8 protein-coding genes are annotated in these 13,089 nt (G+C 45.6%); 6 read left to right on the forward strand and 2 right to left on the reverse strand.

The features are described from left to right. The first annotated feature begins 142 nt into the window (after positions 1–142). Positions 143–1,702, forward strand: coding sequence for an AbgT family transporter (locus tag L4D09_RS02835; protein ID WP_428455977.1), 1,560 nt, complete (start codon positions 143–145; stop codon positions 1,700–1,702). Positions 1,703–2,093: 391 nt separating this feature from the next. Further along, entirely contained in the window at positions 2,094–3,650 is a 1,557-nt protein-coding gene (locus L4D09_RS02840; protein WP_428455978.1) for an AbgT family transporter, read from the forward strand. Positions 3,651–3,743: 93 nt separating this feature from the next. On the opposite strand, the gene fghA is transcribed toward L4D09_RS02840, so the two are convergent. After that, positions 3,744–4,586 (reverse strand): S-formylglutathione hydrolase, encoded by an 843-nt coding sequence (fghA, locus tag L4D09_RS02845; RefSeq protein ID WP_428455979.1) that lies wholly within the window; start codon positions 4,584–4,586, stop codon positions 3,744–3,746. Positions 4,587–4,884: 298 nt separating this feature from the next. Between fghA and L4D09_RS02850 the strand changes: the two genes are divergently transcribed. Then, a complete protein-coding gene (locus L4D09_RS02850) occupies positions 4,885–5,763 on the forward strand; it encodes a LysR family transcriptional regulator (protein WP_428456136.1) in 879 nt (292 codons plus the stop codon). 84 nt (positions 5,764–5,847) lie between these two features. Next, the gene (gene tadA / locus L4D09_RS02855) at positions 5,848–6,375 is read left to right on the forward strand and encodes a tRNA adenosine(34) deaminase TadA (protein ID WP_428455980.1); all 528 of its coding nucleotides are present in this window, start codon (positions 5,848–5,850) and stop codon (positions 6,373–6,375) included. A gap of 127 nt (positions 6,376–6,502) precedes the next feature. Here the strand turns inward: tadA and mltF are convergent, their stop codons facing one another. Next, positions 6,503–8,029 carry a membrane-bound lytic murein transglycosylase MltF gene (mltF, locus tag L4D09_RS02860; protein ID WP_428455981.1) on the reverse strand — a complete coding sequence of 509 codons (1,527 nt, stop codon included), beginning with the start codon at positions 8,027–8,029 and terminating at the stop codon, positions 6,503–6,505. 290 nt (positions 8,030–8,319) lie between these two features. Here mltF and purL point away from each other — a divergent pair, with 290 nt between their 5' ends. Both purL and L4D09_RS02870 read left to right on the forward strand, forming a co-directional pair. After that, on the forward strand, positions 8,320–12,237 hold the full coding sequence (purL, locus tag L4D09_RS02865) for a phosphoribosylformylglycinamidine synthase (protein ID WP_428455982.1): 3,918 nt from the start codon (positions 8,320–8,322) through the stop codon (positions 12,235–12,237). A gap of 135 nt (positions 12,238–12,372) precedes the next feature. Beyond that, positions 12,373–13,053, forward strand: coding sequence for an HAD family hydrolase (locus L4D09_RS02870; RefSeq protein ID WP_428455983.1), 681 nt, complete (start codon positions 12,373–12,375; stop codon positions 13,051–13,053). Positions 13,054–13,089 lie beyond the last annotated feature (36 nt).

The raw sequence follows: 13,089 nt of genomic DNA on the forward strand, positions 1-13,089 counted from the left end.
GTGGATCGTGCGTTTTTAAGTGAACTTTTCATTACAATCCGCCTCAACACTTTTCTTCTTTAGAAAAGTCACATAGACGGCGATAAAATGACAACATGCAGCGCCGCAAATTTACAACATCACTAATGACCATGGAGTTCCCATGAGCAATCAAGCAGTAAACAAGACACCGAATGATTCGCAAAGCGCGATGAATAAGTTTCTTAACTTCATTGAGCGTACAGGTAACAAGATCCCAGATCCGGCCTTGCTCTTCTTTTGGGGGTTGATCCTTGTTTGGGTTTTATCCGCCGTATTTTCACAGTTTGAATTTGGTTTAATCCACCCAGTCTCAGGCCAAGCAGTTGAAGTTAACAACTTGCTGACCGGTGAGTCTTTCGCTAATTTCTTAGCGACAATGGTGACGAACTTCACTGGCTTCGCACCACTAGGTATCGTACTAGTTGCAATGCTAGGTGTTGGTGTTGCTGAAGCTTCAGGCTTCATTAATACTGGCCTGAAAAAAATGCTTAACGTTACACCAGCAAAATTCATCACACCTGTGCTGATTTTGGTTGCGATTGTTTCGCACACAGCGGCTGATGCAGGTTATGTATTGGTTATCCCGCTTGGTGGTATTATCTTCCATGCAGCAGGCCGTCACCCTCTAGCAGGTATTGCGGCAGCGTTTGCTGGTGTATCTGGTGGTTTTGCCGCTAACTTTATCCCTTCTGGTATCGACCCACTATTGGCTGGCTTCACACAAGAAGCTGCACAAATTCTTGATCCTGAATATATCGTAAACCCGCTATCTAACCTGTTCTTTACTGGTTTATCTTCTATTCTGATTGTTAGCATCGGTTGGTATATTACTGATCGCGTTATCGAACCACGCCTGTCTCAGACGGCTATCGATGATGATGCAGAAGAAGCACCAGATATGGGTTCTTTCTCTGAGCTAGAAAGTAAAGCTTTCTCTCGTGCTGGTTGGGCGATGATGGCAGGTATTGCGGTGCTGGTTGTATCGTTGATCCCTGAAACATCACCGCTACGTTCACCTGCTGGTGAAATTACAGCCTTTAATGCGCCAGTAATGCAATCTATCGTACCGCTTATCTTTATCCTGTTTGTTATTCCAGGTGTGGTTTACGGTAAGGTGGCTGGTACGTTTAAAGCAAGCGACGATATCATTAAATCAATGTCAGCAACCATGAGCAGCATGGGTAGCTTCATGGTAATGGCATTCTTTATTGCTCAGTTCCTTGTTGCATTTACTCAATCTAACCTTGGTACGCTACTTGCGCTATCAGGTGCTCAGCTTCTACAAGCGATGAACTTACCTGGTCAGGTAACTATCGTTGGTATGATTCTACTAACAGCGTTTGTTAACTTACTGGTTGGTTCGGCATCTGCTAAGTGGGCATTGATTGGTCCTATCATGGTTCCAATGCTGATGGCTGTTGGTATTTCTCCTGAGCTGACTCAGGCCGCTTACCGTGTTGGTGATTCTGTATCTAATATCATTTCTCCTATGATGGTGTTCTTCCCACTAGTTGTTGTGTACATGCAGCGCTACGTGAAGAGTTCAGGTATTGGGTCACTAGCATCAATGATGATGCCTTACTCAATTGCAATGCTAATTGGTTGGACTATCTTCCTACTGATTTACTGGGCAATCGGTATTCCACTAGGTATCCAAGCACCATATACATACGGCATGTAATTTATTTGCTGAATGAAAAGCCCCGCAATGCGGGGCTTTTTTTATGCCAGTAAGCGTTACCTAACTATTTTTGCTGAGTGTTATGTTGGTGAAAAGTAGTCTGATATTGTCAGTGTTAATGATTTTGTGTTGTTTGATTGTTAATTCTGATTTTACTTCAATCTTTGAAATTTAATTTTGCAAAATTTTAATGCTGTACTAGTTAGTTAGTGTGGGGTGATTTGTTGCTTAACTGAACCTGAATAAGTTTATATTCTAGTTTTTTATTAAATACTGGTTTATTTATTTGAATACTCGCTGGTTTAGTGGTTTTACTCAGGTGAAATGATTTGTTACTTTTTTATTAAAACACGATATTAAAACTCAATCGGTGTATTAAGGAAGTACGATTATGAGTGAGACCATTTCAAACCCGCCTTCGCAGAAAGGCATCATCGCGTTCATTGAACGTGCTGGTAAAAAAATCCCTGATCCTGTCATTATTTTCATGTCGCTATTTGTATTCTGTTTGGTGCTGACTGCTGTTATTGGAGGCTTGCAGTTTGACATTACAGGTGCTGATGGCGGTGCGGTGACCCACAGCGTCAAAAATATGATGGCAACTGAGAATGTCCGTTGGATGTTTGATAATGCACTACTGACCAACTGGCTTTCATTTGGTGGCGGTGTGCTTGGCGTTATCTTGATCGTGATGCTGGGTGTGGGTATTGCGGAAAATTCAGGCTTGCTATCGGCGGTGATCAAGAAGGTTGGCCTGCGAATTAATGACCGCTACCTGCCGTTGTTGGTTGTTTTCCTAGGTATCATGAGCTCTATTGCAACAGATGCTGGTTACCTGATCTTGATCCCACTGGCTGGTTTGCTATATGCCGGATTGGGGAAAAACCCTTTGATAGGTATGGCAGCTGGCTTTGCTGGTGTGTCTGCGGGCTTTAGCGCTAACTTAATTCCAGCAACACCTGTTGATGTTATCTTGGGGGCCAATGCACGTATTTTTGCTGAGTCTCAAGGGATCCCATTTGAAAATGCAGCAGGCGAAGCACTCAACCCTGCGACGATGCATTATTTCTTCATATTTACGTCGACTTTCTTACTTGCTGGCCTTGGTGCTTGGGTAACGACCCGCTTTGTTGCCCCACGTCTTGAGAAGATGTCTTACCAACTACCAGAAGATCTGAACTTGGATGACTTTCAAGTAACAGATGCTGAAAACAAAGGGTTGAAAGCGGCGGGTCTAGGTCTTGTTCTTGCGTTAGCTGCTGTCGTGGGTTTAGCGATGGGGCCATTGGCGACTTACACTAATGAGGCTGGCCGTGAAGTAACGCCATACCTTGATAATGTTATTCTGCTTATCGCGATGGTTTTTGCTGTTGTGGGTGTTTTCTTTGGTGGGGCGACGGGTAAATTTAAGTCACTGCAAGATGTCGTGAAGGCCATGGTTAGTCAGATGAATACCATGGGTTATATCTTGGTGCTAACATTCTTCTGTTATAACTTTCTGGCACTATTGGGCTTCTCTGGCCTCGGTACCTATGTAACGTACCTTGGTGCATCATTCTTAGGTGCATTAGGTCTGCAGGAATTTCCAATTCTGCTGATCATCGGTTTTATTCTTACGACAGCGGTTATTAACTTGTTTGTCGGAGGGCTAACGTCGAAGTGGATGCTACTTGGTCCTATCTTTGTACCGATGCTGTATCAAGTAAATCCAAATATGACACCTGATCTGGTGACAGCGGCGTACCGTGTTGCTGATTCATCAACCAACATCATCACACCAATGATGAGCTATGCAGGTGTTATTCTGGCCTTCATGCGTAAGTACAAGCCAGAGTTATCATTTGGTGATGTTATTGCGATGATGGTGCCTTACTCCATTGCGTTCCTCACGGTGTGGACGTCACTGTTGGTTGCTTTCTTCGCATTTAATATCCCGCTAGGCTTCTAATTGATGCTTTAGCGAAATGAAATAAAAAAGCCCGCAGCCCCTAGTTTATCGCTAGTGAGTGCTGCGGGCTTTTTGCTATATCTAAGTAACCTGTTATTTCAGGTACTGTGCGTGGAAGCGCAGGTGATCATCAATAAAGCTGGAGATAAAGTAGTAGCTATGATCATAGCCTTCTTGCATTCTCAGCTCTAATGGGTAATCAACCGATTCGGCAGCAGCGACTAGCGTTTCAGGTTTTAGTTGCTCTTCTAAAAAGCCATCTTGATCGCCTTGGTCAACTAATGCAGGGATCACCTTTTTACTTTGTTTGAGTAACTCTGTACTGTCGTATTGTTTCCAGTTAGCGGTATCTTTACCTAAATAGCCAGCCAATGCTTTTTGACCCCATGGGCAATTGATTGGATTGCTGATTGGGCTAAAGGCCGATACAGAGCTATAGCGCGATGGATTACGTAGAGCAATCATTAGAGCACCGTGTCCACCCATTGAATGGCCGCTAATGGCACGTTGTTGGCTAACAGGGAAATGTGCTTCAACCAATGATGGCAATTCATTTACCACATAATCATACATATGGTAATGACGGCTCCATGGTGCTTCGGTTGCATTCACATAAAAACCAGCACCCAAACCGAAGTCATATGCACCTTCAGGATCATCAGCAACGCCTTCACCGCGAGGACTGGTATCAGGAGCAACAATCGCGATACCTAGTTCAGCCGCTAAACGTTGAGCGCCCGCTTTTTGCATGAAGTTTTCATCGGTACAGGTTAGGCCTGATAGCCAATATAAAACGGGCACTTTTTCACCCAATGCAATTTGTGGTGGCAAGTAAATTGCGAAGCGCATGTCACAGCCTAGCACCTCAGATCGGTGGGTATATTGCTTATGCCAACCGCCAAACTGTTTATTACAACTAATGTTTTCTATGGTCATATCTGTTCTCGAAACTGCGAAGGGTACATTCTGCACCCTACTGTATTTGATTAATTATTTGTCGTAGTGGATGACAGAGCGGATACTCTTGCCTTCGTACATTCGATCGATACCCAGCTTAATTCCTACAGTTAGCCTAGCTATAAAAGTAAAAAGTAGGTGAGATTTTGTATAACCACGAATTGGTAAATGCGTTACTGGGTTATTATTTTATGTTGAGTATTATATTTATTTCTAACTGAATGATAATAACACTATAATGCAAATGACTTTTACTAAATGGTAATAATTGGCTGCTATGTTTTTATGGGAAGGGGTATCAGAGTTTGTTGCTGTCGCTGAATCTGAGAGTTTTACTATGGCATCTAAGCAGTTAGGTATTTCTACTGCTCAGGTTAGCCGTCAGGTTAGTGCGTTAGAGAATCGGCTTAATACCAAACTGTTTTACCGAACAACACGCAAAGTCTCTCTAACTGAAGAAGGGGGGATTTATTATCGTCATTGCCGCCAGCTGCAAGATGGTTTAGAAGAAGCCGAGCGGGCGATCAGCGATCGACGAGGTGCACCTCAAGGCAGTGTGAAGTTAACTGCACCAGTAACGTATGGTGAGCAATATGTGATGCCATTGGTCGCCGATTTTATGCTGCAGTATCCCGAAATCGAAGTCATGATGGATCTAACAAATCGTCAGATTGATTTAGTCGAGGGTGGTTTTGATTTGGCGATCCGGCTTGGTAAATTAAGCAGTTCCTCAATGATGGCGAAGAAGCTGACTGCTCGAACTCAATATACGTGCGCAGCACCGGCGTATCTCGAAAAGTACGGCATTCCTCATTCGTTATCAGAGTTGCGCCACCATAATTGCTTGGTGGGTAACCATGATCACTGGCGTTTTCAAGAAGCAGATAAAGAGCGCAGTGTGAGGGTTTCTGGTAATTTACGTTGTAATAGTGGCTTTGCACTACGAGATGCAGCCTTAAAAGGCATCGGCTTAGTTCAGCTACCTGATTATTATATTGCTGACGATTTGGCGTCAGGAGAGTTAGTTCCGGTATTGGATAATTTTCAAGAGGCTGATGAGGGGATCTGGGCGCTGTACCCACATAACCGCCACCTATCGCCGAAAGTCCGGCTGTTGGTTGATTTTCTGGCGAGTTCATTATCGAGTCGAGGGTAAGTCAATGGTGATAGCCTCGCTTCTTATAGTGGTTTGGGTATAATCGTCGCCCCAACGAAACAATGATCCGTTTAGAGCATACAGATGACAGAGTTAAACCAACATCATCAACATGAGTACAGCGATGAAGATTTCATGCGTCGCGCAATGGTTTTGGCTGCAAAAGCCGAGGCTGAAGGCGAGGTGCCTGTTGGTGCTGTCATTGTACACAATGGTCAAGTGATTGGTGAAGGTTGGAACCGTTCGATAACCCAACACGATGCGACGGCTCATGCCGAGATCATGGCTTTACGCCAGGCTGGGCAAGTACTACAGAATTACCGTCTGTTAGATGCAGTACTGTATGTCACGCTAGAGCCATGCCCAATGTGTGCAGGTGCTATGGTACATAGTCGAATTGGTAAAGTGATCTTTGGTGCGCCTGATTTGAAAACAGGGGCGGCAGGCAGCATCATGAACTTACTCGACTATGAGCAAGTGAACCACCATGTCGCCATTGAATCTGGTCTATTGGCTGATGAGTGCCGAGCACAGCTTCAAGCGTTTTTTAAGCGTCGACGAGCGGAAAAGAAAGCCGAGAAAAAAGCACGACAAGCGGCGGAGAAAGGGTAGCGACGTTAAAGTGGGCTATATACCCGTTGTATATAAAAGTAGATACAAAAAAAGGGCCTTAGGCCCTTTTTCTGTATCTGGATATCATTTGTTTCTGTATATCATTTTTTCGGTATATCCCCGCGTATTACTGGCTGGCGGTTTTTACTGGTGCGCTATTCTGCTCTATGGTGCTATCACCTTCTGCGAGCGTACTTTGTGCCGTTGATGTTGCGGGCGGCGTAATGGTGTGCAGGCCATCTATGAGCGCAATTTCGTCTTGCTGAGGGCTTTGGCTATGTGTTTGTTCATAGCCCACAATGCTTTGGTAATAGCGACGGATATTCTCAACATAATTGAGTGCCTCATCACCGCGTGCATAGCCATAGCGAGTGTGCTGGTAATATTGGCGCTGTCGTAGTAATGGTAAACGTTGCTTAACATCACTCCATGCGTCAGGGTTGCCGCCTTGTGTTTTGGTTAAGCGTCTAGCATCCATCAGGTGGCCAAAGCCAACGTTGTATGAAGCAAGGGCAAACCAGACTTTTTCATGCTCTTCTACGCTGTCAGGAATACGGTTGATCATCTTGCGTAGGTATAGCGCACCGCCACGAATACTTTGCTCTGGGTCAAGACGATTTTGTACTCCTACTGATTTCGCTGTCGGTAGGGTCAACATCATCATGCCGCGCACTCCTGTTGGCGAAACAGCTCGAGGGTTCCAGTGTGATTCTTGATACGACAGCGCCGCGATTAAGCGCCAGTCAAATTCGTTAGCATATTGTTTAAAGAGCCCTTGCCACTTGGGAAGCGTACTCTCAAGTGCGCGTAAGAAAGCACGGGTATCAACGTAATCAAACGTGTCGACATGGCCTAAATATTTCTCTTCAAGCTTAGCGAGTTCACCGCTTTGCTGGATATCACCAAAAAATTCAATGAGTAAGCCATATAAGCTGTCATCGCTGGTTTGATTGATAAACCAAGCAATGGGTTCATCTTCGGTGAGTTCAAGGGCTGTCGTAACATCGGGATTAATTCGTTGGTTGAGTGCGACTTCAACAGAATCAGCCATCGTATAGTCTAATTCGCCCGCTGCAACTTGACGTAGTAATTCATCATTATCGGTTTCTTCAACAGCATTCCATTCTAATGTTGGGTATTGCTGTTTAAGTGCTTGCAGTGTGAGTTCGTAACTTGAGCCTTTGACAATGGTAAAGCTGCCTTTATTCTGCGCAAGATCACTCAGGCTTCTAGGGCGCCACTGGCCTTTTTTATAAACGACTTTTTGACTGGCATAATAATAAGCCGGTGCAGCTCGAAAGTTTGCTAAGCGCTCATCGGTCATGGTTAAGCCAGCGGCAAGCAGATCGACCTCATTACGCTCAAGGGCAGGAAAAAGCCGAGATAAGGTGAACATTGGCTTCATTTCAAGCTTTACGCCGAGCTTCTCGGCAAAAAGGCGAGCAATTTCGTAGTCAAGGCCGGTTGGACCTTCACTGCCAATATAATAAGAGAGTTGATTATTGAGTGTTCCGACACGAAGCACACCATCTTCTCGAATACGCTCAAGATCGGTGCGAGGTTCTTCTTGCCAGAGACAGCCACTCAATAACAGCAGGCTAAAGAGTACAGCGGTAAAACGCTGTAGCTGAATAATCGGTCGGTTAATGCTCAACAAACTATGCTCACGTAATAGTAGGATGTTCTTTATACCAAAGCTCAGCGGATCCGCAAAGTTATCGGCAAATTATCAGTTTTTTTCGAACAATTGAAAAAAAAACACGCAAACGGTTGCGTCAGGTGTTACGTCACAAATTTTTTTCCCTTATACTACGCCACATCATGAGCACATCGCCTTTGAATATTTTGTAAAGCGAGGTGAAATTGACGTAATTATCCCAGAATAATGCTGGGGGTTAGGCCAATATCACCTTCATTCAACTGCTAATCGAGAGACGTTCGCACATGGAAATTTTGCGTGGTTCACCCGCACTGTCTGAGTTTCGCGTTAATAAGCTACTAGAGCGTTGCCGCGAATTAGATCTGCCTGTGTCAGGCATTTATGCTGAGTTTATGCACTTTGCTGATGTATCTGCACCGCTGAATGCTGACGAGCAAAGTAAGCTTGCAAGCCTGCTTACCTACGGTCCAACGATTGCAGAGCACGAGCCGACTGGCTTGCTGTTACTGGTTACGCCTCGTCCGGGAACTATCTCGCCATGGTCTTCTAAATCAACTGATATCGCCCGCAACTGTGGTTTAAGCAATGTTAAACGCTTAGAGCGCGGCACAGCGTATTACGTAGAAACTACGGCAACACTAACGAATGAACACATTGAAGTGCTGAAAGGCCTGATCCACGACCGTATGATGGAAGTGGTTTTCGGTGAGTTTGAAGCAGCACAAGCCTTATTCGTTCAAGCTGAACCTGCACCTGTGAAATCGGTTGATATTCTTGCTGGTGGCCGCAAAGCCCTAGAAGAAGCAAACGTAACACTGGGTTTGGCGTTAGCAGAAGACGAAATTGACTACTTAGTGGAAAACTTCACTAAACTTGGTCGCAATCCGAATGACATCGAACTGATGATGTTTGCTCAAGCTAACTCAGAGCACTGTCGTCATAAAATCTTTAATGCTGACTGGACGATCGACGGTGTTGATCAAGAAAAGTCACTGTTCAAGATGATCAAAAACACCTACGAGAAGAATAACGAGCACGTTCTGTCGGCATACAAAGATAATGCCGCAGTAATGGAAGGCTCTGAAGTGGGTCGTTTCTTCCCGAACCCAGAATCTCGTCAATATAACTACCATCAAGAAGCTGCACATATCTTGATGAAAGTAGAAACGCATAACCACCCAACGGCAATTTCACCATGGCCGGGCGCATCAACAGGTTCAGGCGGTGAAATCCGTGATGAAGGCGCAACGGGTATTGGTGGTAAGCCAAAAGCGGGTCTGGTTGGCTTTACGGTTTCTAACCTGCGTGTTCCTGGTTTTGAACAGCCTTGGGAAACGGATTTTGGTAAGCCAGGCCGTATCGTTAATGCATTAGACATTATGCTTGAAGGCCCTCTGGGTGGCGCAGCATTTAATAACGAATTTGGTCGTCCAAACCTACTTGGTTACTTCCGTACTTACGAAGAGAAAGTCACGTCACACAATGGCGAAGAAGTACGTGGTTACCACAAGCCAATCATGATTGCTGGTGGTATGGGTAATATCCGTGCAGATCACGTTCAGAAGAAAGAGATCCCTGTTGGTGCGAAACTGATCGTACTGGGTGGTCCTGCGATGAACATCGGCCTTGGTGGAGGTGCAGCATCATCAATGGCTTCTGGTCAATCGGCTGAAGATCTTGATTTTGCTTCAGTACAGCGTGAAAACCCAGAAATGGAACGTCGTTGTCAGGAAGTTATCGACCGTTGTTGGCAGATGGGTGACGATAACCCAATCGCCTTTATCCACGATGTGGGCGCGGGCGGTATCTCAAATGCATTACCTGAGCTTGTTGATGATGGTGAGCGTGGCGGTAAATTCCAGCTACGTGATGTACCAAACGATGAACCAGGCATGAGCCCGCTAGAGATCTGGTGTAACGAATCACAAGAACGCTATGTAATGGCCATTGCGCCAGAAAACATGGCGGCATTCGACGCAATTTGTCAGCGTGAACGTGCACCGTATGCGGTAGTGGGTGAAGCGACTGAAGAGCGTCATCTAACACTTGAAGATAGCCACTTCGACGATACACCAATCGATATGCCAATGGATATTCTATTGGGTAAAGCGCCGAAGATGCACCGTGACGCGAAAACACTGAAAGTTGAAGGTCAGGCAATTGACCGCTCTGGTATCGAGCTAGAAGAGGCGACTCAGCGTGTACTTCGCCTACCAGCAGTCGCTGAAAAAACCTTCCTGATCACCATTGGTGACCGTACGGTAACTGGCCTTGTTGCTCGTGACCAAATGGTAGGCCCTTGGCAGGTACCAGTGGCTAACTGTGCAGTAACGGCTGCGAGCTACGATACTTACCACGGCGAAGCGATGTCGATGGGTGAGCGTACGCCTGTTGCTCTGCTTGATTTTGGCGCATCAGCTCGCCTTGCAGTTGGTGAAGCAATTACCAATATTGCAAGTGCAGACATTGGTGATATGAAACGCATTAACCTGTCGGCTAACTGGATGTCGCCAGCGGGTCACCCTGGTGAAGATGCGGGTCTATATGAAGCAGTTAAAGCAATTGGTGAAGAACTGTGTCCAGCACTTGGCTTGACTATCCCAGTTGGTAAAGACTCCATGTCAATGAAAACCAAGTGGGAAGAAAACGGTGAAGAAAAAGAAGTGACTTCACCACTGTCACTGGTTATTACTGCATTTGGTCGCGTTGAAGATGTTCGTAAGACTGTGACACCACAGCTACGTACAGACAAAGGCGACTCAAGTTTATTACTTATCGATTTAGGTTGTGGCCAGAACCGCCTTGGTGCAACAGCATTGGCGCAGGTTTACAAGCAACTTGGTGATAAGCCGGCAGATGTTGATAGCCCAGAATTACTGAAAGGCTTCTTCAATGCTGTTCAGGCACTAGTACGCGACGAGAAGCTACTGGCTTACCATGACCGCGGTGATGGTGGTTTGTATGTAACCTTAGCTGAAATGGCCTTTGCCGGTCACACGGGTGTTGAAGTTGATTTGAACATCACTGCTGGCGATCAGTGTGACGATGTTCTAGCGATGCTATTTAATGAAGAGCTAGGTGCGGTTGTTCAAGTTCGTACTGAAGACTTAGAGTCCGTACAGGCGGTACTGGCTGCTAATGGTCTAGAAGCTTGTAGCCATGTGCTTGGTACTGTGATTGATGAAGATGTCGTTCGTATTTGGAATGGCAACGATCGCGTCCTAGAGCAGAGCCGTACCGAGTTACGTACTGTTTGGGCTGAGACGACTTATCAAATGCAGGCAATGCGTGATAACCCAGCCGGCGCACTGCAAGAATTTGAAGCGAAAAAAGACACGCAAGATCCTGGTTTGAACACCAAACTAACGTTCGACATCAATGAAGATGTTGCTGCGCCGTTTATTGCGCCTGCAATCAACTTGGGCGCGAAGCCACAAATGGCTATCTTGCGTGAGCAGGGTGTTAACTCACACGTTGAGATGGCTGCGGCATTTGACCGTGCTGGCTTTGAAGCGAAAGACGTTCACATGAGTGACATTCTTTCGGGCAACGTTCAGCTAGAAGGCTTTAATGGCTTGGTTGCATGTGGTGGCTTCTCATACGGTGATGTACTTGGTGCCGGTGAAGGGTGGGCGAAATCAGTGCTGTTCAACAACATGGCACGTGATCAGTTTGAACGCTTCTTCCATCGCAACGATACCTTTGCATTAGGTGTTTGTAACGGTTGTCAGATGATGTCGAACCTGCGTGAATTAATTCCAGGTGCCGATTTGTGGCCACGCTTTGTGCGCAATGAATCAGAGCGCTTTGAAGCACGCTTCAGCTTAGTTGAGGTTCAGCAAAGTGATTCATTGTTCTTCAATGGTATGGCTGGCTCTCGTATGCCTATCGCGGTTTCTCACGGTGAAGGCCGAGTTGAAGTGCGTAATGGCGAGCACCTGAATGCGATTGAGCAATCTGGCACGGTAGCCCTACGTTACCTTGATAACTACGGTAATGTAACGCAGAACTACCCGGCAAACCCGAATGGTTCACCAAATGGTATTACCGGTTTAACTACGCAAGACGGTCGCGTAACTATTATGATGCCGCACCCTGAGCGTGTATTCCGTACTGTTGCTAATTCATGGCATCCAGATGACTGGAACGAGAACAGCCCATGGATGCGCATGTTCCGTAATGCTCGTGTCAATATTGGCTAAGCGAAAGCTAACTGATTAAAAAAGCCGCTCATATGAGCGGCTTTTTGTTTTTAGTAGCAAATTTTCAATAAATTCCTCGCCTAAATTGAAAGAGTATGATTAAGCTGAATATCAGTTAGATAGGGGAGAGGCGACATGATTTTTTTCGATCTTGATAATACGTTGCTTGATCACGATGGTGCTGAGCAAGATGCAATTCGCACTTTTATTGCACGATACCCCCATGATCTTATTGAAGGCTGTTTGCAATCACCTGAAACGGTTTGGCGTGACATAACCGATCGGCAGCGTGTTCGCTGGCGAGCTGGTGAATTAAATTTTGAAGGTTTGCGCCGAGCCCGGATCAGTGAGCTATTCAAAAAGCCCTTAAGTAATGAGCAGGCAGATAATTTAATTGGTGAGTATTACCAAATTTATCGTCAACACTGGCGACTATTTCCTGATGTATTACCGGCCTTAACGCAACTTCAAACGATTTCGCCACTGGCCGTGATCACCAATGGTTTCACCTTTCAGCAGGAAGCGAAGCTTCAAGACACCAATATCAAAGACTTTTTCCGCTTTGTTGTAACTTCCGAGCAGGCTGGTGTGGCAAAACCTGACCCTCACATATTCCAACAGGCTGTCAGGTTGGCGAAGGAAAATGCCCATGAGTGTTGGTTTATTGGCAATCATCCGATGAACGATGCAGAAGCAGCAAAGCAGGTTGGCTTAAAAGCGGTATGGTTGAATCGCCACCGGTACGAAACGAAGGTGACGACACGGGTCGTCAGAACGTTAGGCGGTTTTGTTGATCTTGTGAAAACACAGTACTAACTATTTATAGCCATTCAATGTATTGCATGTATAGAT

The organism is Photobacterium makurazakiensis (genome assembly GCF_050336715.1).
In the GTDB taxonomy this organism is placed as follows: Bacteria; Pseudomonadota; Gammaproteobacteria; order Enterobacterales; family Vibrionaceae; genus Photobacterium; species Photobacterium makurazakiensis.

Excerpts from the sequence above, each read along its gene's own strand:
- tadA (WP_428455980.1), top strand. The coding sequence starts at position 5,848 with ATGACAGAGTTAAACCAACATCATCAACATGAGTACAGCGATGAAGAT.
- L4D09_RS02850 (WP_428456136.1), top strand. The coding sequence starts at position 4,885 with ATGTTTTTATGGGAAGGGGTATCAGAGTTTGTTGCTGTCGCTGAATCT.
- L4D09_RS02835 (WP_428455977.1), top strand. The coding sequence starts at position 143 with ATGAGCAATCAAGCAGTAAACAAGACACCGAATGATTCGCAAAGCGCG.
- L4D09_RS02870 (WP_428455983.1), top strand. The coding sequence starts at position 12,373 with ATGATTTTTTTCGATCTTGATAATACGTTGCTTGATCACGATGGTGCT.
- fghA (WP_428455979.1), bottom strand. The coding sequence starts at position 4,586 with ATGACCATAGAAAACATTAGTTGTAATAAACAGTTTGGCGGTTGGCAT.
- L4D09_RS02840 (WP_428455978.1), top strand. The coding sequence starts at position 2,094 with ATGAGTGAGACCATTTCAAACCCGCCTTCGCAGAAAGGCATCATCGCG.
- purL (WP_428455982.1), top strand. The coding sequence starts at position 8,320 with ATGGAAATTTTGCGTGGTTCACCCGCACTGTCTGAGTTTCGCGTTAAT.